We start from the raw sequence: 21317 nt of genomic DNA on the forward strand, positions 1-21317 counted from the left end.
GCGTTGGCATCAATATACATCATCAATGCTGCTTTATCACACACAAAGGCGCCCTGCGGGCGCATCGACAGCCACGCGCCAGGACGTAGAATGGCCCGCCCACGCGAACCGGACCGACCATGGACAAAGCCCACCTGCTCCGCCTCATCATCGACCGCCTGGCCGACGACCTGCAGTTGCTGCAGCGGGCGGCACAGACCGCCTACGAGACGGCGACCCACGAGGAGAACATCGCCGAGAACAAGTACGACACCCTCGGCCTGGAGGCGTCCTACCTGGCCACCGGACAGGCCCGCCGCGCTGCGGAGATCCGCCAGGCGGTAGGCCTGTACGAGGCGCTGGTGCTGCGGCCCTACGACCCGGAGCGCGGCATCGCCCTGGGTGCGCTGGTGTGCCTGGGCGACGAACAGGGCGGAGAGCGCTGGCTGTTCCTCGGCCCGGAAGCGGCCGGCCTGCTGGTCCAGGCCGAGGGTGCCGAGGTGACCGTGATCACCCCACGCGCGCCCCTGGGCCAGGCCCTGCTGGGCAAGCGCGAGGGTGACGAAGTGGTGGTCGCCCCTGCGGGCGTGCCCCAGGTGTACGAGGTGCTGCAGGTGGCCTGAGCGGCTAGCCTTGCCCCCATCCAGAAGGAGACCGACATGACCCGCCGTACCCGCCCACCCCTGCGTATCGCCTATTCCCCGCTGCAACTGGTGCTGTGCATCGCCCTGGGCATCTGGCTCGGCGCGGTCGCCGTGGTGGCCACTGCGTGGCTCGGCTACCAGGCGGTGGTGGCCCAGGCCTGGAGCCAGGCGTCGGGGCGTGCCGCCCTCCCCTCCATCCCGCCAGCCGATGCGCCGGCGCCCCAGGTGGACAAGGGCAGCGAGATGTTCCAGCACTACCAGGAGCGGCTGGACGCCGCCCAGCAGCGCGACAACGAACGGGCGGAGGCCCGCGATCGCGCACAAAGCCCGCAATGCCAGTTCTGGCGCGAGCAGCAGCGCAACGCGCCGACGGAAAAGGCCCGGCAGAACGTCGAGCGCTTCTGCCAGTAAGAACCGTTGGGCCGGCACCGGCCCGACCAAGCGACCTGCACTTTCCGCCCACCGGGTTGCCCAACCCAGCATGGGGTGGCCTGGCGCCATCCGACGAATGCCCTGTCGCCTGCCGACCGGAGGCCATGCCCTGACACACCCGGCGAAGCGGCGCGGACTAGACTTTCCAGCAGGCACCCACACGCGGGTGCCAAGGCGGTTGTTATGAGTCCTGAAGGCTTTATCGTGCTGTTGGTCGTGGGCTGGCTGCTGGTCGCAGTGGCCATGTTGTGGGGCATGTTGCGCATCGCCCATCACCACCACCATCCCACCACCCGAGCGCCACGCCAGGCGCCCCACCCGCGCAAGCCCGGCAAGTCGCGCCAACTCCTCCACTGACCCCGAACGGCCCTGGGCATCCCTGCCTCAGGGCCGGCGGAAGCTGTGGGTCACCACGCCCCGGACGCGCCACGCTTCGCCCGGTGCGAGCGTTACCGGCGGGTAGCCCTCGCTGGCGGCGCGGAGCACCTTATGGCCGTTCTCCAGGCACAGCCGGCGGATGCAGAAGTCGCCCTCGATGCGGACGACCACCAGGCTGCCATCGCCAGGCTCCAGGGCCCGGTCGGCCATGAGGATGTCCCCGGCGTACAGGCCGATGGCGCTCATGCTGTCGTCCTCCAGGCGCAGGCTGAAGGTCTGCGGGATGTCGACGCCGAGCAGGTCGTCCAGCGGCGCGCTGCCCGCCAGGTGCAGGCGGACCGGCTGCCGGGGGGCCTGGTCGAGGGCGAGGGTGTAGAGCGGCAGGGTGGCGTACGAGGGGCCGAGGCGGCCGATGATGCGGACAGTCCCCATGGCGGATTCTCCGAATACTGTTCATGCATACAGTATTTCGAGAAAGGAAATGCCGTCAACGGGGAGAAGCCCTTGCGCCGGGGCCACCGGCGCAAGGGAACAGCGGGGATCAGCGCACGTAGTCCGGACCCCAGCGATCGCTCTGGCGAACGCTCTGGGAGCGCAGCAGGCCCTTGCCGCCGGCTGCCTTGGCAGCGGCGATCTCGTCGTCGATCACCTTGGTGGAGATGGACAGCCAGCTGGTGACGAAGGCCATGGCATCGGCATGCAGCTCCAGGGCTTCCAGGCTGATGTTGGCCGTGCTGTCGCAGGCGTTGTGGTAGCACGGGTCGAACGGCTTGCCGGCAGCACCGCCGTACTTCTGCGCCTGTTCGGGGGTCTTGATGTCCTCGGCGCCGGTGAACAGGCCACCGAAGGCGATGCCGTCCTCGAAGAACTGCGCGTAGTCGGAGCGGAAGTCGATCTCGGTGCCTTCGCTGGCCTGGTTGCGCAGCTTGAAGTAGGCCTCGAACAGGTGCTCGATGGCGCCGGAGCCGGGCGGGCCCTGCAGACCGAAGGACGAGCCGTCACCGTCGTAGATCTGGTTGGCGTAGTTGGGCGAACCGATCATGTCGAAGTTCAGGTAGGCCTTGATCTTCTTCTTCTCCTCGGCGGTGAGGTTCTTCACGTAGTAGGTCGAGCCCACCAGCCCGGCCTCCTCCGCGCCCCACCAGGCGAAACGCAGCTTGTTCAGCGGGTAGGCCTTGCGCAGCAGCACGGCCATTTCCAGCAGGGCGGCGCTGCCGGAGCCGTTGTCGTTGATGCCCGGGCCTTCGAACACCGAGTCCAGGTGGGCGCCGGCCATCACCACGTTGTTCGGGTTGCCGTAGCGGGTCTCGGCAACCACGTTGTAGGTCTGGGTCTTCTCGCGGACCACGTCCACCACCATGCGCAGCTGCAGGCCGGGGGTCTGCGACCAGGCCACGCCGTTGTCGTAGGTGGCGAACATCACCGGTACGCCGCCTTCGTAGCCGTCGCCGAGGGTGACGTTCTCCAGGCCCTTGCGGTCGTCGGTGTTGCCCTGGTTGAAGATGATCACCCCCGCCGCACCGGCGGCCGCGGCGTTCTCCGCCTTGACCTCGAAGCTGCAGGTGCCGCGCTGGACCAGGGCGATGGCGCCGCTGGGGAAGTTGGCGAAGTCCTCCGCTTCGCAGCCGCTGCTGCTGGTGTTGCCGGCCCCCAGGGCCAGGTCCACCGGCACCACCGGGGCGCTGATGTCACCGGCCTCGGTCTGGGAGAGGTAGTTGAAGTCGGTCTCCCACACGTAGTTGCCCGGAGTGGGCGACACGGCGCTGAGGGTGCCCGGCCCCTTCGGGTAGAAGGCGGTGAAGGGGAACGGCTGCACCGTGACCTTGTAGCCGGCCTTCTCCAGGGTGCGCTTCACGTAGTCGATGGAGGCCTGGTAGCCCGGCCGGCCGGCGGCGCGGTTGCCCTCGTTGAGGCTGGCGATGTCTTCCAGGGCCTGCAGCCGCGCGAACACGTTGCGCGCCTGCATGCAACGCGGCAGCCCCAGGGGCGTGCCCACCAGGAGGGGTGAATTGCAGATGGCGGCGTTGGGTTTGCCGGGGCTCCAGTATTCCTTGAACTGCTCGGCGTCCGAGGTGGGCCCCGCCAGGGCGGCGGTGGAGAGGGCGAATGCGATGGAACCGGCAACACGTTTGACGTTGTTCTTCATGTTGACTCCAATCCATTTGAAGTGGCTTTAGGCAGGCCTGGGAATGGCGCAATGCCATTGTCCGTACGGCATCCTTCGGACGGCCTCGAACCTAGACTGGACGGTGTAGCCGGGGTTCTCCCGGGGAGTCGCCGGTTTCGTGAAACTTGTCGCCTTTTTGATACAAAAAGGCGCAAAGGGCCGCAAACGGCGACGAAACGCCAGGTATTTGCCATCAAGACGCCAGCAATTTCACACCTGGATTCCGCACCACGGCCCGGCGCCTGTGCCCCGCCTCAGCCCAGCCGCATGGACAGCTCCACATCACCGCCGAAAGGCACCGACAGGTAGCCCCCCGCAGGCGCGCGGACGTGGGCGAGGTACTCCGGGCTGTGGTCGGCGTTGTCGGCGATCACCAGCGCGCCCGCCCGCAGGTGCGGCTCCACCAGCGCCAGCACCTCGGGGTACAGCGCCTTGGCACCGTCCAGCAGGAGCAGGTCGACCGACTCGGGCAGGTCCGTGCGCAAGGTCTGCAGGGCATCGCCCCGGCGGATCTCCACCAGGTCCAGCAGGCCGCCGACCTCCAGGTTGCCCCGCGCCCGCGCCACCTTGCCGGGCTCGAACTCGCAGGTGATCAGCCGGCCGCCGCCGTTGTCACGCAGGGCGGCCGCCAGGTGCAGGGTGGAGATGCCGAACGAGGTGCCGAACTCGACGATGTGCCGGGCACCGCTGCTGCGGGCCAGCATGTACAGCAGGCGCCCGGTCTCCCGCGAGACCGGCAGCGGCAGGTCGCGCAACTGGGCATACAGCTCCAGGTAATCGGTCTTGCTGTGCATGAGCCGGGTCAGGGCCGCGCCGTCCAGCCCGGCCAGGGCGGGATGGTCGTCGACGGACAGGGCGTCGGCCTGCTGGAACAGGCTGTCCAGCAGGGAAGCAAGGGGGGCGGAAGTGAGGGTGGTCATGGCGACTCCGTGGGTCAGGTTGAGCGCTACGTTGCGCCTGAATAGAATGCGACGATTTCGTCACATTCACCCATTCGCATTCCGCCGAGCCCCCATGCCCGAACGCCGAAACCCGCGCATCGCCACGCGCAAGGAGCCCCAGCAGGCCCGTTCCACCGAACTGGTGGCGAGCATCCTCGACGCCGCTATTCAGGTTTTGCAGAAGGAGGGCGCGGCGCGCTTCACCACCGCCCGGGTCGCCGAACGCGCCGGGGTGAGCATCGGCTCGCTGTACCAGTACTTCCCCAACAAGGCGGCCATCCTGTTCCGCCTGCAGAGTGACGAGTGGCAGCGCACCACCGACCTGCTGCGGCAAATCCTCGAAGACCGCGAGCAGCCTCCGCTGGCCCGCCTGCGCCACCTGGTGCAGGCCTTCGTCCACTCGGAATGCGAAGAGGCGGACATGCGCACCGCCCTCAACGACGCCGCCCCGCTCTACCGCGACGCCCCGGAAGCCAGGGAGGCCAAGGCCTACGCCAAACGGCTGTTCCTCACCTTCGTCGAAGAAGCCCTGCCGACCGCCACCGACGAGCAACGCGCCCTCGCCTGCCAGTTGCTCACCACCACCCTCGGCGCCGTGGGCAAGAACTTCTCCGAACAGCCCCGCACGGCCGAAGCCATCCATGCCTTCTCCGAAGCGCTGGCGGACATGCTCTGTGCGTACCTGCGGGGGTTGGGGGCGGAGTGATCGGCAGGCCGTGATCCGGCCGCTACACCTCGGGCGGGCTGCCGCCCTTCAGCGACTGGCGGGCAACCCCGGCGCCTTCTCGATCAGCGCCTCCAGCACCAGGCGGATCTGCTCCGCAGGATCGTCCCGGCCCTGCAGCATCAGCCCCTCGGAGAGGGCGGTGAAGGTCATGGCCAGCAGCTCCCGGCTCATCGGCGCCTGCTTGCCACGGTGGTGGAAGATCAGCTCGATCAGCGTGCCCAGCGCCTCGCTGTTGGCCTGGTGCAGGTCGTGGTAGTGCTGGGCGAAATCCGCGTCGCGGGCGGCGATCAGTTGCAGCTCCACATCGAGGATCACGCACGGCTTGTTGTTCTTCAGGTTGTCGATGTACATCAGCAACCCCTGGCTCAACTCCGCCGTGGACGCCCCGCTGGCCAGGGCCTGGCCAAGGCGCTCGATCTCCACGCCCTTGAAGCGCTGGGTGAGGGCAACCAGCAAGTCGGCCTTGCTGGCGAAGTTGGAAAAGAATGCCCCCTTGGAGTAGCCGGCCTGCTCGGCGATATCACTCACACTGGCGGCGTGATATCCCTTGCTCACCATAAGTTCCGTCGCCGCTTCGAATAATTGCTCGCGGGTATGAAGTTGCTTCTCTTCGCGGCCCATTCTGGTTTTGGTCAATGTGCTAACTCCAGACCTCGATTCTGAAAAGATGCCGGTCGGCCCTGCATCCCCCCGACTGCAATACCAGGCTTTCACCGCCTTTTGACCCGGCGCAGCATAACGCATCGTTCTCCGGCACGGACGTACCCGGTATCAAAACCAACTCGCCGGTGATAACGCGTTATCACCGGTTGCCGAAGCGCTCGCACAGCGCCCGGCCATTCCCTCGCCGGCGCCAGGCGCGGGTCATCAATTCGCCAGCATCCGGCGCGATGACACAAAAAATTAACCTGCAAACGCACTGATCCGACGAGCGGCGCCCATACCGAACTCGAACAACATAGCCATGAAAATCAATAGGTTATGCACCTAAAACCCCTACATGAACAGGGGGTTTGACACATTCGGATACCGCTTGATTTTTGAATACCGACTGGTATTCAATCTGCGCCGCCAGCGTCCTGGGACAAATCTGACAGACCGCTGGCAAGCGAAAGGAAGCCCTTCACCCACGTGTTCAAACAAGGTGTTTTTTCAATGGAATGTGCATTCGTAACCGGCGCAACGGGACTCTTGGGCAACAACACCGTACATGCACTTTTACAACGCAATATCAAAGTAAGAGCGCTGGTTCGTTCCATCGATAAAGCGAGAAAACAATTTGGTGACCTGCCCGTCGAACTGGTTCAGGGCGACCTGCAGGAAGTTGATAAGTTTCGCGCTCACTTGAAAGGCTGCGATGCACTCATACATACCGCCGCTTACTTCCGCGACAGTTACAAGGGCGGTAAACATTGGCAGGTGCTCTACGACACCAATGTGATCGCCACCGAGAACCTGCTGGCCGCTGCCTACGAGGCCGGCATCCGTCGAGGCGTGCATGTCTCCTCCATCGCCGTGCTCAAGGGCGAGCCGGGCCAGCTGATCGACGAGACCATGTCGCGCCCCGAGGCCGGTGCCGACGACTACTACCGCAGCAAGATCCTCTCCGAACTCGTGGTGCGCAAATTCCTCCACAGCCACCCCGACATGCGCATGGCCATGGTGCTGCCGGGCTGGATGTTCGGCCCCGGCGACATCGGCCCCACCTCCTCCGGCCAGTTCCTCATCGACTTCATGCACGGCAAGCTGCCCGGCGTGCTCCCCGGCACCTTCTCGGTGGTGGATGCCCGCGACGTCGCCCAGCACGTACTGGCCGCGCTGGAGCGGGGGCGCAGCGGCGAGCGCTACCTGGCGGCCGGCGTGCACATGGACATGGGCAGCATCTTCAAGGTCCTGTCCCAGGTCAGCGGCCTGCCTGCACCGGAGCGCAAGGTTCCCCTGGCGGTGCTGCGGGTGATCGCCGCCCTCTATGAACTGCAACACCTGATCACCGGCAAGCCGGTGCTGATCAGCAACTCCACCATCAAGCTGATGGCCGGCGAACGCGACCGGACCCACTTCAGCCACGAAAAAAGCGCAAAAGAACTGGGCTGCCGCTTCCGTCCCGTGGAACAGACGCTGGCGGACACCCTGAACTGGTACCGGGCGAACGGCTACCTGCCGGAAACCGGGAACCCCCTTCCTACTGCCGAATGAGCCTTCCCCTCGATACCGGACGGAGTTCCCCTTGCCATGAGCCCCACCTCCCACCCTCCCGGCTTCCTGCACCGCTTCCTCGACATCGCCCGGGCGCACCCGGACCACTGCGCCATCCGTGACCTGGACAGCCCCGGCGGCGACTTCACCTACGCCCAGCTCCACGCCCATGCCTGCCTGCGCAACGGCGCCCTCGCGGCGCTGGGGCTGGAGCCCGGCGAGCGGGTCGCCCTGGCGTTGCCCAACGGCGCCGAGTTCATCGCCTTCTACCTCGCCCTGCTGGGTCGGGGCGCCGTGCCGGTGATCCTCAACTACAAGCTCACGCCTCATGAAATGGGCGCGGTGATGGACGCCGCCCAGCCAGTGGCCCTCATCACCCTCGCCGAACTGGCCGAGGAGCACGCCGCCACCTTCGCCCGCGCCGGCATCCGCCACTGCCTGCTGGTGGACGGCCCCGCCAGCCAGGCGGCGCTACCGGCCAACGCCGTGCGCCTCGACGGGCTCGCCCATGCCCCGGCCCCGCTGGCGCTGCCGGAGGGCAACCCGATTGCCTCGCTGCAGTACACCTACCGTGGCCTCGGCCGGCCGCTGGGCGTGCCCCACCACTACCTGGACCTGACCCTGTCCAGCGACGGCCTGCACGAGCACTTCCACCCCCAGGGCCTGGGCTCGGTGCACCTGGTGACGCTGCCGCTGTACGCCATCTTCGGGCTGTCGGTGATGCTGGTGTTCCCGCTGAGCATCGGCGCCACCCTGCTGATGACCAATACCCTGCTCAACCGCGACCTGGCCGAGGTGCTGGCCGAGCACCAGGTCAGCTTCGCCTGCCTGGTGCCGGACGTGATCCGCTACTTCAACCTGCGCCTGGCCAAGCGCAAGACCCCGCCGCCGCCGCTGCACCCGGAGCTGATGCTCTATTCGGGCGGCAGCCACCTGCCCGCCGACGAAGGCCAGAAGCTCGGCGAGCTGCTGGGTTGCCGCCCGGTGCTGCAGGGCTACGGCCTGACCGAGAGCATGCCGATGCTGGTGCAGAGTTCCCTGCAACCGACTTCGCGCGGCGCCATGGGCCTGCCCATCCGCCATGTGCAGGTGCGGGTGGTGAACAGCCGGGGCGAGGACGTGCGCACCGGGCAGATCGGCGAGCTGCTGATCAAGGGCCCCATGGTGATCGAGGCCTACGACGGCGAGCCGGAGGTCAGTGCGCGGTTCATCCGCGACGGCTGGCTGCACACCGGCGACCTGGCCTGGCAGGACAACAGCGGCCACCTGTTCTTCTATTGCCAGCGCCTGCGCATCTCCAAGATCAAGGCGCAGATGATCGACTTCGCCGAGATCGAGGCGGTCGCCCTGCGCCACCCCGCCGTCACCGCCGCCCGCGCCTACGTGGTGCCCGACGCCAAGGCCATCAACGTCCTGCACCTGGCCGTGCAGTGCACGGACGAGGTCGCCCAGGGCGAGCTGAACACCCTGCTCGCCCGCCACCTGTCCGGCTTCAAGCTGCCCCGCGTCTTCGAAATCCTCACGCTCAAGGAGAGAGCCCATGCAAGCTGAAACCCACCGACCGGTCCTCGCCGTCTTCGACTTCGACGGCACCCTGACCGACCGCCACACCTTCTGGCGCTACATGCGCTTCATCCACGGCCCGGCGCGCTTCTGGCTGGCCATGGTCCCGCTGCTGCCGAAGATGGCCGGCGTGCTGCTCGGCCTGGTGCCGCTGATGACGGCGCGGCAGGCCTTCATCGAGCGCTACCTCAAGGGGCTGACCGTGGAGCAGGAGCGCGAGCACGCGCGCTTCTTCATCACCGAGCACCTGTCCCGCTGGCTGCGCCCCGAGGCCCTGCGCCGGCTCAAGTGGCACCAGGCCCAAGGGCACGTCACCGCGCTGGTGAGCAACTCCCCGGAGAACTACCTGCTGCCCTGGGGCAACCTGGTGGGCTTCGACCACGTCTGCGGCACCCGCCTGGCCACCGACAAGCGCGGCCTCAACGGCGCCATCGACGGGCGCAACTGCGTGGAGCGCGAGAAGGTCACCCGCCTGCGTGCCTGCGTCGGCGACCTGGCCCAGTACGACATCTATGCCTACGGCGACTCCTCCGGTGACCGCGACCTGCTGGACGTGGCGACCTTCCCCTTCTACCGCAACTGGTACTGACCGATGAGCCGCCAACCCTTCGCCACCGAGACCCCCACCCGGCCCACCGGCGCGCCCACCGTCCTGATCGTCGGCGCCGGCCCCATCGGCATGACCCTGGCCATCCTCCTCGCCCAGCAGGGCATCCCCCTGCGCATCATCGAGAAGAACGCCGGCCCCTCCACCGCCACCAAGGCCATCGCCATCCACTCGCGCACCCTGGAGATCTTCCGCGCCATGGGCGTGGCCGAGCAGGCCGTGGCCCAGGGCTTCGCCATCAACCAGTTCTCCGTGCAGTCCGACGGCAGCCGCATCCTCAACTACGACTTCGCCCAGTTGCAGGCGCCCTACCCCATGCTGCTGAGCCTGCCGCAACCGCAGACCGAGGCCATCCTGCTGGAGCGCCTGGGCACACTGGGCATCACGGTGGAGTGGAACACCGAGCTGACCGACCTGCAGGTGGACGGCGACCAGGCCACCGTGACGCTGCAACCGGCCGAGGGCCCGCAGCAGATCCTCCGGCCACGCTGGGTGGCCGCCGCAGACGGTGCGCGCAGCCCGATCCGCAAGCACCTGGGGCTGACCTTCGAAGGCGAGTTCTACGACCGTTTCTTCATGCTCGCCGACGCCGACATCCAGTGGGACGGCAGCCAGGACGAAGGCGCCTTCTTCCTCGGCGACACCCAGGGCTACGTCGCGGTCGCGCCGATCAATGCGCAGTCGCGCTACCGCCTGTTCATCGAGATGCCCTACGACCTGCCGGCCGACGAGGCCGACCGCCCGCCGCTGACCCTGGAGAACTTCCAGCGCCTGTGCGAAGGGCGCGGGCAGAAGATGACCCTGTCCAACCTCAGCTCCACCACCATCGCCTCCTTCCAGCACCGCCGCGTGCAGCAGATGCAGAAAGGCCCGGTGTTCCTGGTGGGCGACAGTGCCCACATCGGCAGCCCCATCGGCGGGCAGTGGATGAACCTGGGCGTGTCCGAGGCGTACAACCTGGCCTGGAAGCTCGCCTTCGTGCACCAGGGCCTGGCCGATGCCGCGCTGCTCGACAGCTACCACGAGGAGCGCTACCCCGTGGCCCTGGAGGTGGAGAACACCGCCCACCGCCTGACCACCCTGATCACCGTGCAGAAGCGCCCGCTGGTGTGGCTGCGGGACCACCTGCTGCCGCTCATCACCCGCCGCCGCGCGGTGCAGCGCGTGCTGCCCTCGATGATTTCCGGGCACCAGTACCACTACCGCCCCAGCGAGCACATCCAGCAGTCGCTGGAGCCCAGACAGCGCAACCGCTGGGCGCGCAAGGGCCACGCCGGCGAGTACCACGGCCGCGCCCCGCTGGCCGGGCACCTGGCCCCGGACGTGACGCTCTGGCAACCCAACCCGGGGGCACCGGAGCAGCACCTGATCGACCTGTTCGACAAGGGCTTCACCCTGCTGGTGTTCACCGGCGAGGACCAGTTCTCCCCGCTGCTGCCCGGCTACCGTGACCTGGCCGCGCGCATCGAACGGGACTACCCCGCCGTGCAGGCCTTCTGCGTGGTGGACGCCCTCGACACCCGCGACTTCACGGCTCACCCGCGAACCCTGCTCGACCCGGACTGGCGGCTGCACAAGCGCTACCACGCCCCGGCCGGCAGCCTGATGCTGGTGCGCCCGGACGGCTACATCGCCTTCCAGGGCCTGCAACCCATGGCGCTGGAGAGCTACCTGCAGCTGCGCTCGGGCCTGGTGCGCCAGCCGCTGCCGGTCAGCCGGACGCTGCATGCCCCGGAGCCGGCCACGGCCTGACGCCCGCCCCCACCCACACCCTTATTCCCTGACGGAGAGCCGCCCCAGCGTGGCGGCTCGCCCGTGGATCAATGTCGCGCCCTTTTTGAGGTCAACCCCATGAACTTGGCACTGGATAACGTGGTTCAGGATTTCATCGTCTCCAACGGCAAGATCGCCCAGAGCTACTTCGATCTGTCCGGCAAGATCATCGACTCCCTGTGCGAGTCCCACAGCGCCCGCGAAGCGGTGCTGCTGCGCCTGATCGAACAGGCCCAGCTGGTCACCTCGCAGTACCTGGAAGCCCACCAGCAGGTGGTGCAGAGCCTCTACCTCAACCACCAGGACCTGGCCGCCGAACGCCGCGAAGCCCCGCCGCTGTCGGTGACACCGCTGCGGGTGGTGCCGGCCGCGCCGCTGCCGGAAGCCCCCGCTGAGACCCCGGGCTACGAGGCCTGGCTGCGCGAGGAGATCAGCGCCATGAGCGGCCTGCCCGCCACCGACATCGACCTGCAGCAGCGCTTCGACGAGATGGGCCTGGACTCCCTCAGCCGGGTGAACCTGTTCGATGCCCTCGGCCAGGCCTTCCCCGAGACCCGCACCCACGCCGAGCACTTCTTCGACCTGCAGAGCCCGGCCGAGGTGCTCGCCCAGCTCGCCAGCGCCCCGGCGACCGAGCCCGTGGACGTGGCCGGCCAGGTGCTGGCGCTGCTGGCCGAGATCACCGGGTTCGACGCCGCCGAACTGGACCCGCGCCAACCCTACGAGGAGCAGGGGCTGGATTCGCTGATCCGCCTGGACTTCCTCGACCTGGTCACCCGCCAGTGGCCGGCCCTGAAGCCCCACGAAAGCGAACTGAGCGAGGCGGTCTGTGCCCAGCAGACCATCGCCCAGGTCACCCGCCTGCTGGCCGACGGCCCCCGTGCCGAGGCCGCCGACGCAGCGCCCATCGCCCCCGATGAACGCCTGCGCGAGGCCGTGGCACCGCTGCTGGCGGAACAGGGCGCCGACGCCAGCCGCCCCTTCGCCGAACTGGGCCTGACCGGCTTCGACCGCGCCGCCCTGTGCGAACGCATGGCCAGCACCTGCAGCACCAGCGCCTTCGCCGGTGAGGCGCTGATGTCCCGGCGCAGCCCCGAGGACGCCGCCGCCCTGCTCGGACGCATGGGCTGACCCGCGTGCCCCACGACAAGGAGAACGTCATGACGGCCCCCTCCCCTGCCCCGCTGTGCTTCAGCGCCATGGCCGGCACCTTTCCCGGAGCCCCCAGCATCGACGCGCTGTGGAAGCTGCTCCGCCAGGGCCAGCGCGCCCCGCAGCAGGACCTGCTGCAACGCTGGCGCATGGCCCGCGAGGCGATCCACCACCCCCGCCCCGGCGAGAAGGACCGGGTCTACCTGCACCAGGTCCACGGCCTGGGTGACGACGAACCGGAGCAGTTGAGCGACGGTCGCCAGCTGGCCATCGGCTGCGCGGTGCTGGAGGAGCTGCTGGAACCGCTCGCCACGCTGCCGCGTGCGCGCACGGCGCTGATCGTCGCCACCTCCTGGAGCGACGAGAGCTACTTCCTCGCCAGTGCCGACCCAGCCAACACCCCTCGCCCGGGGCTGACGCCCGCCGACCAGGTGGCGCGGCTGGCCGACGCCTGCGGCCTGGGCGGCCCGGCCCTGACGGTGGACACCGCCTGCAGTTCGTTCATCTATGCCGTGGACCTGGCCCAGGGGCTGATGGACAGCGGCCAGGCGGAGCAGGTGGTGGTCATGGCCCTCAACACCCTGATGCCGCCGCCGCTGTACCTGGGGTTCTCCCAGCTCACCGCGTTCTCGCCCCGGGCGCAGTTGCAGGCCTTCGGCGCGGAGGCAGACGGCATCGTCCCCGGCGAATGCGCCGTGGCCTTCCTGCTGGAGCCGCTGCAACAGGCGCTGGAGGGCGCCCGCACGCCCCTGGGCCTGATGCGCGCCCTAGGGCTCTCCGCCGATGGCGCCGAAGGCTCGGTCTTCACCCCCGGCAAGCAGGCCCAGTACACCGCCTACCAGCGCGCCTGGGCCGGGCTGGACCCGGCCAGCGTGGGCTACATCGAGAGCCACGGCACCGGCACGCCCCTGGGGGATGCCACCGAGATCGGCTCGCTGCAGCGCTTCTTCGGCCCCCATGTCGCCGGGCCCATTCCCCTCGGCTCGATCAAGGCCAACATCGGCCACACCCTTGCCGCCGCCGGCGGTCCGTCCCTGGCCAAGGCCCTGCTGATGCTGCGGCACGGCACGCTGCCGCCCCAGGTGGCCTACGCCGGCAGCGGCAAGCTGGCCGACACCTGCCTGCGCCTGGTGGAGGGGCAACCCCAGATCCTGGCGGCGGGGGAGCAGCCCTTGCGCATCGGCCTCTCCAGCTTCGGCTTCGGCGGCGCCAATGCGCACATGGTGGTCGAAGCCTACCGGCCCGCTGCGGCACCGGTGCCCGCACCGGCCCGCTCCGAGGGGCCGATCCGCCTCGACCTGATGGTGGTGGAGGCCGAGGCCGCCCTGGCCGGCGGCAGCTCCCTGGTCGAGTTCGGCCAGGCACTGCGCCAGGGCCCGCAGGCGCCGCTGGCCTTTCCCCAGGGCCGCTTCGGCGCCCAGGCCCCGCAGGTGGCGGTGCGGGCCGGGCAGTTCCTGGCGCGGGACCGGGTGATCGACATCGACGGCTACGGCATGGGCCCACGGCCCCTCGCCCATGTGGACCCGTTCAAACTGCTGGTGACCGACCGCGTCGGCCAGTTGCTCAAGCGCCTGCCCGGCACCGCCGCCTCGGACCGCACCGCCATGGTCATGTGCTGCAACCTGGGCGGCGAACGCTTCACCAACGCCTACAGCGAGGCGGAGCGTCACTACCGCGAAGGCCAGGGGCCGGCGCCGGGCATCGAGGTGGCGGACGTAGCCAGCATGCTGCCCAGCCTGCTCTCCGGCTATCCCGCCAAGTTCTTCGACCTGCGTGGCTTCCACCAGACCCTGGCCGGCGGCCCGGGGCTGTTCTGGCACACCTTGCTGGCGGCGCCGCACTGGTTCGAGCGGGGCATCGACACCCTGCTGCTGGGCGCGGGCCGCTTCATCAGCGGCGCCAGCGAGCTGCTCGCGCTGGCCGACACGCCGGTGCCCCAGGGCGAGGGCCTGGGCGTGCTGGCCCTGCAGCGCTACCGGGCCGACGGCCCCCAGGCGCCCTTGCTGCGGCTCGTCGCAGCACTGCCGGGCAGTGCCGCCACCGACCGCCAGCAGGCGGCCGAGCGCCTGAGCATCGCCCCGGGCGCCCGCCTGCTCACCTGCCAGGTGCAGGCGGGCCCGGCAGACGACCCGCTGCAGGCACTCACCGGCTACCTGGCCGAAGCCTCGGGCATCGCCACCCTGATCCAGGCCCTGCTGGGCGAACCCGGCGAGCGGCTGGTGGAGGTGCGCGACGGCGAGCGGGTGCTCTGCTGGCTGCAGGCCGAGTGCCTGGCCACCTGGCAGGCACCGCCGGCCCCGGCCACGCCACGGGCGGCCTTCACCCTGCGTTTCGCCAAGCCCCACACAGCCCCCGCGGTACTCGCGCCGGCGGCGCAACTGCTCCCCGCCGAACCGGGCCTGGAGGACGGCGTCGACCTGATCGGCCTCGGCGACACCCTCACCCGTACTCTGCTCAGCAGCCTGCACCTGCGCAGTCGCGCCCTGCGAGAGCTGCTGGCCATCCGCCCCGACCCGCTGGTGCGCGCGCCCGGCGAAAGCTGGCGCCGCAGCGAGCGCAACACGGTGATCACCCATGTGCTGCGGCGCAGCCCGCAGAGCCTGAACGCCACCCTGCGGGTCGACGAGGGCCACCCGTACTTCTTCGACCACCCGCTGGACCACGTGCCCGGCATCCTGCTGATCGAGGGCGTGCTGCAACTGATGGAGCACGCGGTGCCGGCCCTGCGCGGCGACGCGGTGTTCATCCGCGGGCTGAACGTGCGCTTCCAGCGCTACGTGATGAAGGAACGCCCGGTGGACATCGAACTGCAGCAGAACGGCCCCCACGGCTACACCGCGCGGGTGATGCAGGACGAGCAGCTGATGTGCACCTGCACCTTGATGCTGGGCCCCGGCCAGGTGCCGCCCTCCGGGGCCGTGCTCGCACCGGTACGCCCCTGCCAGCGACAGGACTGGCTGCACAAGGCCCGTGCGGAGAACGTGCTGGTCGGCGACATCGACCCGCAGGCGCGGGTGCTGGCATGTCCCATCCCGCTGGGGCAGTTCTTCGAGGACGGCCACCCCCGGCAGCACTCCATGGTGTATTTCCTGGAGATCGCCCGGCAGGCCTACATGCAGATCGCCCACGGCGCGCTGCGCATCCCGCTGAAGACGCCCATGAACCTGCTGGTGCTCGACTTCACCCTGGCCCGCCCCATCGGCCGCCGGCAGGCGCTGGCCCTGGCGCCGCAGAGCACGCTGCCGGCCAACGCCCAGGCCTTCAAGACCAACCGCATCGTCATCGAGCTGGAGGCCGACGGCCAACCGCTCGGCGCCGCCACCGTGACCGCCCAGGTGCTCAGCCGGCAGGCGCACCCGGCCTGAGGCCGGCCCATCGACCCGAGGAGAACAGACCATGAGTGACGTGAGAGTGGAACTGCGCATGAACGCCCCCGCCAGCACCATCTGGCTGCTGTGGGAGGACGTGGCCAACGCGCCGCAATGGGACACCGACGTGCGCCAATGCACCCTGGACGGCCCCTTCCGCGTGGGCACCCAGGGGCTCTGCGTGCTGAAGAACGGCCTGAAGATGCCGCTGCAGATCACCCAGGTGACGCCCCTGCGCAGCTACACCAACACCGCCCGCCTGCTGGGCATGCGCCTGACCTTCAGCCACTACCTGACGCCCATCGGCACCGAGACCCATGTGGTCCATGCCGCGCGCATCGAGGGGCGGCTGAGCGTCCTCTATCGCCCGCTGGTGCGGCGCCTGCTGAAGGCCGCCATGGGCCAGGCCCTGCGCAACCTGCGAAGCCTGGCTGAAGCCCGCGCGGTGCAGGACACCCGCGAGCCGCTGCGCGCTACGCGCTGAACCGACCCCTTCCCACCCCGAACCGAGACCACCATGACGCTATCGCTTCGACGCCTTGCTCCCCTCCCCCTGCTGCTTGGCCTGTGCACCCCGGCCCTCGCCGATGACAGCGGCCTGTACGTCAGCCTGCTGGGCGGCGCCAACTGGGTGGCCCACCAGAACCTGCGGCAGAACTCGCTGGACTTCGTGCAGATGGACTACGAACAGCCGCTGTCCTCCGGCTATGCCGTGGACCTGGCCGTGGGCTGGCGCTCCCCCATCGGCCTGCGCCCGGAGCTGGCGCTGGCCTACCGGCGCAACAGCCTGGACCAGTTCGCCGACCGCGTGTACGAAGGCGGCGGCAAGATCGACGGCAAGGGCCAGGAGGCCGGCAGCAGCCTGATGGCCAACCTCTGGTACGACCTGCCGATGCCCGAGGGCTTCACCCGCATCAAGCCGTACATCGGCGGCGGCGTGGGCTACACCCGCCTGACAATCCGCGACCTGGAGGCCAACGGCGTGTCCTTCGGCGCCACCCACCGCGACGACGTCGGCACCTGGCAGCTGGGCGCCGGCGTCGCCTACCAGTGGGACGCGCACTGGTCCGTCTCCATGGACTACCGCTACCTGCAGACCCGCACCGCACACTTCGGCGACATCGAAGGCCTGCCACCGGGCGACGTCAGCACCCAGTACAACGCCCAGTCGCTGATGCTCGGCGTGCAATACGGGCTGTAGCCCAACGGCGCCCGGGCTCAGCCCGGGCAGGGTGGATCGATGAAGCGCGATCCACCCACGCACAACCTTCCCCACGCCCCGTAGGATGCGCTGAGCTCCGCGATGCGCATCTCCCCACACCGACGCTCGCCCGTAGCCCGGGCTTCAGCCCGGGAACGGTGGATCGATGAAGCGCGATCCCCCCTACGCATAGCGCCCTCCCCACCCTGTAGGATGCGCTGAGCTACGCGATGCGCATCGATTCACAGCACCCGATACGAATGCTTTGCGTGCTGCATTACCATGCTCGGCCGCCCCTCGACTGCCAGCAGGAAGCCCATGAGCAGCCCCCCGGACATCACCCTTCACACCTCCCCGGTAGCCGATTCGGACCTGGACTTCGTTTTCACCTTCGAGCGGCGGCAAGCGGTGGATCGGGTCATTCGCTTGCAAGCGGGCCAGCCGGTAGAGAGCGCCGATCCCTTCATCGACGACTGGTCCCCGGCCGAACGCCAGGAGGTGAAGGACACGCTGCGGGCCGCACTGGCCAACGGCGGCATGGTCTGCCTGGCGACCTGTAAGGGGCAGGTCGTCGGCTTCGCCTGTGTGGACGGCGCGCCTGTCGATCCCGGTGGACGCTACCACCCCCTGAAGGAGTTCCACGTCGAGGCCAGCGAGCGTGGTCGGGGCATCGGGCGCTGGCTGTTTGCCCGCTGCCTTGAAGAGGCCCGTCGCAAGGGCCTCCAGCGCCTGTACGTCTCTTCCCACTCGGCACGGGAGACGGTGCTGTTCTACCAGCGTCAGGGTTGCGTAGATGCGCAGTGGTTGTGGCCGGAGCAGGTGGAGCGGGAGCCGTTCGACTATCCGATGGAGTACGAGGTGGGGCGATGAGCAACGCAAGGGTGGGCAGGCCTGCCCTGTAGTCCTGCGAAGCGAAGGGCATGGCATCCGCTATTCAGGGATGCACTGGCGTTCGTCCGGTCTCAACTGCAGAGGCAAAAGCCATGCAGCGCTGGGCGGAAAGCTGCGGGACACAGCCCGTGATCACTCAGCGCTGGAGGGCGATGAATCTGGATGGGTGTCGTCATAGGCCGGGCTTGTCTGCCCGATCTCAGGTGCAATCTGCCCGCAAGCCAGCCAGAACGCGTACTGGGGATAAGCCTTCACAAGCACGTCGATCTCTTCCGTGCTGACTCTTACCGCGCCTTTGCTGACGCTTCGCCAGCGGTCATGGTTGCCTCCCCCCAGCTCGCTGGCCTTTTTCGGTCCCAGCCGCTTGATCAACGCTCGTGCTCTATCGCCTGCGGTCTGCATAAAACGTCTTCAACGTTGCCGTCTCAAAACTTGATGCCAAGAGAGATTGTGTCTTCGCAGGTCGCCTTGTAGCCCGCTTTAGATAGCTCTTGCAGCACATCAGGCGCCCGGAAAGCGCGCGCGTGCATTCAGCGCCCATTGCTACTCAGCGCTGGACGACGGCACCTCTGAATGGGCTTCGTCATAGGCCGGGCTCGTTTGCCCGATCTCGGGCATGACCTCACCAGTCAGCAACCACCACCGGTACTGCGGGAACAACTCGGCGATAGCGAGGATCTCGCTCTCTTTGATTTCCCTGTTTCGGGAGGGGTTCTTGAGGTTGTTCCAGGTGTAGCGATTGATGCCCGTACGCTCCTCCAACTCCGGGAGGCGCATCTCTGAGCTTTTCAATATTTCAATGACACGCGATTTGATCATGATTTTTAGATCTAAAAATGATCTATCCATTTCGGATTTAATGTGACATTATCCAAATGACATCTATCCAATTTGGATTTATGCGTGATGGATAATTTCGTAACCGCGAATAGTGATGGAATGAGCATGGAACTGGAAGACCTTGCCCAGGCCACCTTGGCCACCCCTCAGCAGAATCTTGAAGCTGCAGCCCGCACTGATGTTGTCCGCAGCACCATTCATAACCGAACGGATCGCAGAGGCATTCCCTCCGACACACCGCGCGTACTAGCGCGCCATCGGGAGTGGAAAGCATGAGCGGGCAACCTGTGGACACCAGAACGGCCCTGGCAAACCTGGGACAGACGGTGGTGATGGAGTTGCACTGGGAAGAAGTGCCGCATCCGCTGTTCTGCTGCTACCACATCGTGGGTGTGGTGGTGCCGGTGGAAGGGGTTTGCGAGGAGGGCTACTTCCTGGTGAAGGACGCGCTGGCGCCGGGGCCGTTTCCGGATGAGCTGTTCTGGTCGGACATCCGCCGGATGAAGGTGCTGGTGCAGCGCCCCCTACCCGCGCCAGGAGCGCGCGGGTATGCCTGAAAGCACAAAGCCCCTGGCTCTCTCGAACCAGGGGCTTTGCTGTGTATGGCGGGAAGATAGGGATTTGAACCCTAGGTGCCATTGCTGACACAACGGATTTCGAATCCGTTTTTGTGCCTCTCACCATGCGACCGACATACACCGGGCCCAGCAACGATGAGGCTTTCAGAGCAGCACACTACAGCAGCATTCGGCACCGTTAGGGGGATTCATTCCCCCAGATTTCCCCCTACCCTCTCGTACGCTTTGACGCATGCCTGACCAGCTATTCCTCTCCGGTCGGCTTCGTCAGCATAGAGTCGAGCAGCCTCTCCAAGCCGGCCGAGCACGTCGGCTCGCATTCTGGCCTCGGCTTCGGCTGTTTGGCCGAGCTGGGCAGTGATGGCATTGCCGGCGTCACGACTGCGCTGTTCTGAGGCTGCGATGCGCAACTGGAGCCGCTCAAGAGCACTACCAGCACGCTCAGCATCGCCACGCGCAGCGGCCAGTTGTTGCTGTGCTTCTGCATCTGCTTTCTCCACTTCGGCCTGGCGGCGTTGGTTTTCCTGAATCACGTAGAGAGCGGCCCGGCGGTCACGCTCGCTGACTTCTGCCCGGTAGCTGGCCTCGGCGGCGACCGCTGAGGCAGCTCGGTTATCCGCAGCCCAGACGCGCACCTGCTGTACGCCGGCTACCAGAGCAAGCGCCACCGCCCACCAAGCCCAGGACGGCACAAGACGCGCCCAGCTCATGACAGCGCCACCTTGGCGCGCTCCCACAGGGCGTGGCGCTCTTGCCTGCCGTTCTGCCCGCCGTTGATGCGTTGGGTGATGTCGTCGAACCGGCCAGCGTCTGCCAGTTCATTCAGACCATGCGAAGACCAGAACCAAGCGGCAGCCAGACAAGCCCACAGGGCGGTTTCCAGCAGCTCAGGCTTAGCCACAAGGTCGAAGCCAAGGGCTTTTCCGGCCTCTGTGTAGTTGGCGCGCCCCGTGAGCTGAATCAGGCCTCTACCCCGGTAGCGCCAGCCATCACCGGATGCCGGAGGACCATTACCCATGCGCCCGCCGTAGACGGCATTGGCGATCTGCTCCGGCTTCCTAGCGATCTGCTCCGCCAGAGCGCTCGGCTTGCCGTCAGGAGAGCGAAACCGAGCCGGCCAGGTGGCGGCCAGGCCGGCGGCGCTGTAGTTCAGGTTTTCAACCAGTCGCGTCAGCCCTGCGCTTTCGTGGCCAATCTGAGCCAGGAACGCAGCAGCACGCACCGTAGAGTCAATCCTGAACCGAGACATAGCCTCGCTGAGCGCAGGAACAAAAACGCCCGCTTGGCGGCGGGCGTTCGGGAATAGATTAATGAATTGGTTTTCGTTCATGCATCCTCCGGCCATTCAATGGCGAGGATTTCCTCTGCCGTGGATGCCGCAGAAATCTCATCTACCAACCGTTGCCTTACTCCGATCAGGGTGGCGCTGAATGCTGCAAACGCATCTGCCTTGGCGATGATCCGTTTGAGCAGTTCTTCGTGGTCTAAGCCCCTCGCCTCCGCAAGGGCGCGCGTGAAGCTGCCGCCACCATTCCTTGCTTCTGCTTCCTGCTTATCCCAGCTGAAGATTTCATCGTGAGGGTACTGCCCCTTGATCGATGACATCTTTTCCGCAAAGCGGATGTTCAGCTCCCTGTTTTTCTCTCTGGCCATTATCTCGACAGCTGGCAGCTTCCATACCTCGCGCCATAACCCGTCGTTCTTCTCGATAACCTGTACCGTGTGATACGGAGACGGCTTCTGAGTTTCGACAAGGACTTGAACACCAAGAGCCTTTAGAGTTTCTTGATCAGGCGCCTCAGGAATCGACATGTTGTGCTTGTCGCACAGCTCTTGCCTGGTAACTATTTTGCCGGATTCTTTGTATACGAACACTTAGA

Annotated in this window: 24 protein-coding genes; 15 read left to right on the forward strand and 9 right to left on the reverse strand. The window is 67.2% G+C overall.

Annotated features, from left to right (window positions below; genetic code table 11):
• The first annotated feature begins 119 nt into the window (after nucleotides 1-119).
• From RTK35_RS15760 to RTK35_RS15770, 3 genes are all read left to right on the forward strand, one after another.
• Entirely contained in the window at nucleotides 120-602 is a 483-nt protein-coding gene (locus tag RTK35_RS15760) for a GreA/GreB family elongation factor (RefSeq protein ID WP_316908402.1), read from the forward strand.
• Between the two features lie 36 nt (nucleotides 603-638).
• Nucleotides 639-1034 carry a hypothetical protein gene (locus RTK35_RS15765; protein WP_044405547.1) on the forward strand — a complete coding sequence of 132 codons (396 nt, stop codon included), beginning with the start codon at nucleotides 639-641 and terminating at the stop codon, nucleotides 1032-1034.
• Between the two features lie 225 nt (nucleotides 1035-1259).
• A complete protein-coding gene (locus RTK35_RS15770; RefSeq protein ID WP_182852994.1) occupies nucleotides 1260-1412 on the forward strand; it encodes a hypothetical protein in 153 nt (50 codons plus the stop codon).
• 27 nt (nucleotides 1413-1439) lie between these two features.
• On the opposite strand, the gene RTK35_RS15775 is transcribed toward RTK35_RS15770, so the two are convergent.
• The 3 genes from RTK35_RS15775 to RTK35_RS15785 form a co-directional block, all read right to left on the reverse strand.
• Entirely contained in the window at nucleotides 1440-1865 is a 426-nt protein-coding gene (locus tag RTK35_RS15775) for a LexA family protein (RefSeq protein ID WP_074971868.1), read from the reverse strand.
• Between the two features lie 109 nt (nucleotides 1866-1974).
• On the reverse strand, nucleotides 1975-3579 hold the full coding sequence (locus RTK35_RS15780) for a M28 family metallopeptidase (RefSeq protein ID WP_074971869.1): 1605 nt from the start codon (nucleotides 3577-3579) through the stop codon (nucleotides 1975-1977).
• A gap of 275 nt (nucleotides 3580-3854) precedes the next feature.
• Nucleotides 3855-4520, reverse strand: coding sequence for an O-methyltransferase (locus RTK35_RS15785; protein ID WP_044405551.1), 666 nt, complete (start codon nucleotides 4518-4520; stop codon nucleotides 3855-3857).
• 94 nt (nucleotides 4521-4614) lie between these two features.
• Between RTK35_RS15785 and RTK35_RS15790 the strand changes: the two genes are divergently transcribed.
• On the forward strand, nucleotides 4615-5247 hold the full coding sequence (locus tag RTK35_RS15790) for a TetR family transcriptional regulator (protein ID WP_284547014.1): 633 nt from the start codon (nucleotides 4615-4617) through the stop codon (nucleotides 5245-5247).
• Between the two features lie 48 nt (nucleotides 5248-5295).
• Here RTK35_RS15790 and RTK35_RS15795 read toward each other — a convergent pair whose 3' ends face one another.
• Entirely contained in the window at nucleotides 5296-5889 is a 594-nt protein-coding gene (locus tag RTK35_RS15795; RefSeq protein ID WP_044405555.1) for a TetR/AcrR family transcriptional regulator, read from the reverse strand.
• A 534-nt stretch (nucleotides 5890-6423) separates the two neighbouring features.
• Between RTK35_RS15795 and RTK35_RS15800 the strand changes: the two genes are divergently transcribed.
• The 9 genes from RTK35_RS15800 to RTK35_RS15840 all read left to right on the forward strand — a co-directional run bounded on the left by RTK35_RS15800 (nucleotide 6424) and on the right by RTK35_RS15840 (nucleotide 17998).
• Nucleotides 6424-7464, forward strand: a complete 1041-nt coding sequence (locus tag RTK35_RS15800) for an SDR family oxidoreductase (protein WP_316908535.1) — start codon at nucleotides 6424-6426, stop codon at nucleotides 7462-7464.
• Between the two features lie 36 nt (nucleotides 7465-7500).
• Nucleotides 7501-9015 carry a class I adenylate-forming enzyme family protein gene (locus RTK35_RS15805; RefSeq protein WP_316908403.1) on the forward strand — a complete coding sequence of 505 codons (1515 nt, stop codon included), beginning with the start codon at nucleotides 7501-7503 and terminating at the stop codon, nucleotides 9013-9015.
• On the forward strand, nucleotides 9005-9616 hold the full coding sequence (locus RTK35_RS15810) for an HAD-IB family hydrolase (protein ID WP_044405561.1): 612 nt from the start codon (nucleotides 9005-9007) through the stop codon (nucleotides 9614-9616). The genes RTK35_RS15805 and RTK35_RS15810 overlap by 11 nt, the downstream gene beginning before the upstream one ends.
• Before the next feature lie 3 nt (nucleotides 9617-9619).
• On the forward strand, nucleotides 9620-11386 hold the full coding sequence (locus RTK35_RS15815; RefSeq protein ID WP_253122468.1) for an FAD-dependent monooxygenase: 1767 nt from the start codon (nucleotides 9620-9622) through the stop codon (nucleotides 11384-11386).
• Nucleotides 11387-11485: 99 nt separating this feature from the next.
• A complete protein-coding gene (locus RTK35_RS15820) occupies nucleotides 11486-12538 on the forward strand; it encodes an acyl carrier protein (protein ID WP_316908404.1) in 1053 nt (350 codons plus the stop codon).
• A gap of 29 nt (nucleotides 12539-12567) precedes the next feature.
• Entirely contained in the window at nucleotides 12568-15924 is a 3357-nt protein-coding gene (locus RTK35_RS15825; protein WP_316908405.1) for a beta-ketoacyl synthase N-terminal-like domain-containing protein, read from the forward strand.
• A 31-nt stretch (nucleotides 15925-15955) separates the two neighbouring features.
• Nucleotides 15956-16411, forward strand: a complete 456-nt coding sequence (locus tag RTK35_RS15830; protein ID WP_316908406.1) for an SRPBCC family protein — start codon at nucleotides 15956-15958, stop codon at nucleotides 16409-16411.
• Between the two features lie 33 nt (nucleotides 16412-16444).
• Nucleotides 16445-17128 carry an outer membrane protein gene (locus RTK35_RS15835; protein ID WP_044405569.1) on the forward strand — a complete coding sequence of 228 codons (684 nt, stop codon included), beginning with the start codon at nucleotides 16445-16447 and terminating at the stop codon, nucleotides 17126-17128.
• A gap of 318 nt (nucleotides 17129-17446) precedes the next feature.
• Complete coding sequence (locus RTK35_RS15840; protein ID WP_316908407.1) at nucleotides 17447-17998, forward strand: GNAT family N-acetyltransferase; 552 nt, start codon at nucleotides 17447-17449, stop codon at nucleotides 17996-17998.
• A 153-nt stretch (nucleotides 17999-18151) separates the two neighbouring features.
• Here the strand turns inward: RTK35_RS15840 and RTK35_RS15845 are convergent, their stop codons facing one another.
• Both RTK35_RS15845 and RTK35_RS15850 read right to left on the reverse strand, forming a co-directional pair.
• Nucleotides 18152-18391, reverse strand: a complete 240-nt coding sequence (locus RTK35_RS15845; protein WP_232060751.1) for a DNA-binding protein — start codon at nucleotides 18389-18391, stop codon at nucleotides 18152-18154.
• Between the two features lie 171 nt (nucleotides 18392-18562).
• Nucleotides 18563-18838 carry a helix-turn-helix domain-containing protein gene (locus tag RTK35_RS15850; RefSeq protein ID WP_282885970.1) on the reverse strand — a complete coding sequence of 92 codons (276 nt, stop codon included), beginning with the start codon at nucleotides 18836-18838 and terminating at the stop codon, nucleotides 18563-18565.
• Between the two features lie 126 nt (nucleotides 18839-18964).
• Between RTK35_RS15850 and RTK35_RS15855 the strand changes: the two genes are divergently transcribed.
• Both RTK35_RS15855 and RTK35_RS15860 read left to right on the forward strand, forming a co-directional pair.
• Nucleotides 18965-19135 carry a hypothetical protein gene (locus tag RTK35_RS15855; protein WP_316908408.1) on the forward strand — a complete coding sequence of 57 codons (171 nt, stop codon included), beginning with the start codon at nucleotides 18965-18967 and terminating at the stop codon, nucleotides 19133-19135.
• A complete protein-coding gene (locus RTK35_RS15860) occupies nucleotides 19132-19416 on the forward strand; it encodes a hypothetical protein (RefSeq protein WP_074971880.1) in 285 nt (94 codons plus the stop codon). The genes RTK35_RS15855 and RTK35_RS15860 overlap by 4 nt, the downstream gene beginning before the upstream one ends.
• 209 nt (nucleotides 19417-19625) lie before the next feature.
• Here the strand turns inward: RTK35_RS15860 and RTK35_RS15865 are convergent, their stop codons facing one another.
• From RTK35_RS15865 to RTK35_RS15875, 3 genes are read right to left on the reverse strand one after another with little or no spacing between them, the layout of a single operon-like run.
• On the reverse strand, nucleotides 19626-20147 hold the full coding sequence (locus tag RTK35_RS15865; RefSeq protein ID WP_316908409.1) for a DUF2514 family protein: 522 nt from the start codon (nucleotides 20145-20147) through the stop codon (nucleotides 19626-19628).
• Nucleotides 20144-20767: a glycoside hydrolase family 19 protein gene (locus RTK35_RS15870; protein ID WP_316908410.1), complete on the reverse strand. Its 624-nt coding sequence runs from the start codon at nucleotides 20765-20767 to the stop codon at nucleotides 20144-20146. Before RTK35_RS15870 ends, RTK35_RS15865 begins: the two co-directional genes overlap by 4 nt.
• Entirely contained in the window at nucleotides 20764-21312 is a 549-nt protein-coding gene (locus RTK35_RS15875) for a hypothetical protein (RefSeq protein WP_316908411.1), read from the reverse strand. The genes RTK35_RS15870 and RTK35_RS15875 overlap by 4 nt, the downstream gene beginning before the upstream one ends.
• Nucleotides 21313-21317: the final 5 nt, after the last annotated feature.

The sequence above is a fragment of the Pseudomonas sp. zfem003 genome, assembly GCF_032621675.1.
GTDB lineage: Bacteria > Pseudomonadota > Gammaproteobacteria > Pseudomonadales > Pseudomonadaceae > Metapseudomonas > Metapseudomonas otitidis.

Excerpts from the sequence above, each read along its gene's own strand:
- RTK35_RS15760 (WP_316908402.1), top strand. The coding sequence starts at position 120 with ATGGACAAAGCCCACCTGCTCCGCCTCATCATCGACCGCCTGGCCGAC.
- RTK35_RS15765 (WP_044405547.1), top strand. The coding sequence starts at position 639 with ATGACCCGCCGTACCCGCCCACCCCTGCGTATCGCCTATTCCCCGCTG.
- RTK35_RS15775 (WP_074971868.1), bottom strand. The coding sequence starts at position 1,865 with ATGGGGACTGTCCGCATCATCGGCCGCCTCGGCCCCTCGTACGCCACC.
- RTK35_RS15780 (WP_074971869.1), bottom strand. The coding sequence starts at position 3,579 with ATGAAGAACAACGTCAAACGTGTTGCCGGTTCCATCGCATTCGCCCTC.
- RTK35_RS15785 (WP_044405551.1), bottom strand. The coding sequence starts at position 4,520 with ATGACCACCCTCACTTCCGCCCCCCTTGCTTCCCTGCTGGACAGCCTG.
- RTK35_RS15790 (WP_284547014.1), top strand. The coding sequence starts at position 4,615 with ATGCCCGAACGCCGAAACCCGCGCATCGCCACGCGCAAGGAGCCCCAG.
- RTK35_RS15795 (WP_044405555.1), bottom strand. The coding sequence starts at position 5,889 with ATGGGCCGCGAAGAGAAGCAACTTCATACCCGCGAGCAATTATTCGAA.
- RTK35_RS15800 (WP_316908535.1), top strand. The coding sequence starts at position 6,424 with ATGGAATGTGCATTCGTAACCGGCGCAACGGGACTCTTGGGCAACAAC.
- RTK35_RS15805 (WP_316908403.1), top strand. The coding sequence starts at position 7,501 with ATGAGCCCCACCTCCCACCCTCCCGGCTTCCTGCACCGCTTCCTCGAC.
- RTK35_RS15810 (WP_044405561.1), top strand. The coding sequence starts at position 9,005 with ATGCAAGCTGAAACCCACCGACCGGTCCTCGCCGTCTTCGACTTCGAC.
- RTK35_RS15815 (WP_253122468.1), top strand. The coding sequence starts at position 9,620 with ATGAGCCGCCAACCCTTCGCCACCGAGACCCCCACCCGGCCCACCGGC.
- RTK35_RS15820 (WP_316908404.1), top strand. The coding sequence starts at position 11,486 with ATGAACTTGGCACTGGATAACGTGGTTCAGGATTTCATCGTCTCCAAC.
- RTK35_RS15825 (WP_316908405.1), top strand. The coding sequence starts at position 12,568 with ATGACGGCCCCCTCCCCTGCCCCGCTGTGCTTCAGCGCCATGGCCGGC.
- RTK35_RS15830 (WP_316908406.1), top strand. The coding sequence starts at position 15,956 with ATGAGTGACGTGAGAGTGGAACTGCGCATGAACGCCCCCGCCAGCACC.
- RTK35_RS15835 (WP_044405569.1), top strand. The coding sequence starts at position 16,445 with ATGACGCTATCGCTTCGACGCCTTGCTCCCCTCCCCCTGCTGCTTGGC.
- RTK35_RS15840 (WP_316908407.1), top strand. The coding sequence starts at position 17,447 with ATGAGCAGCCCCCCGGACATCACCCTTCACACCTCCCCGGTAGCCGAT.
- RTK35_RS15850 (WP_282885970.1), bottom strand. The coding sequence starts at position 18,838 with ATGATCAAATCGCGTGTCATTGAAATATTGAAAAGCTCAGAGATGCGC.
- RTK35_RS15855 (WP_316908408.1), top strand. The coding sequence starts at position 18,965 with ATGGAACTGGAAGACCTTGCCCAGGCCACCTTGGCCACCCCTCAGCAG.
- RTK35_RS15860 (WP_074971880.1), top strand. The coding sequence starts at position 19,132 with ATGAGCGGGCAACCTGTGGACACCAGAACGGCCCTGGCAAACCTGGGA.
- RTK35_RS15865 (WP_316908409.1), bottom strand. The coding sequence starts at position 20,147 with ATGAGCTGGGCGCGTCTTGTGCCGTCCTGGGCTTGGTGGGCGGTGGCG.
- RTK35_RS15870 (WP_316908410.1), bottom strand. The coding sequence starts at position 20,767 with ATGAACGAAAACCAATTCATTAATCTATTCCCGAACGCCCGCCGCCAA.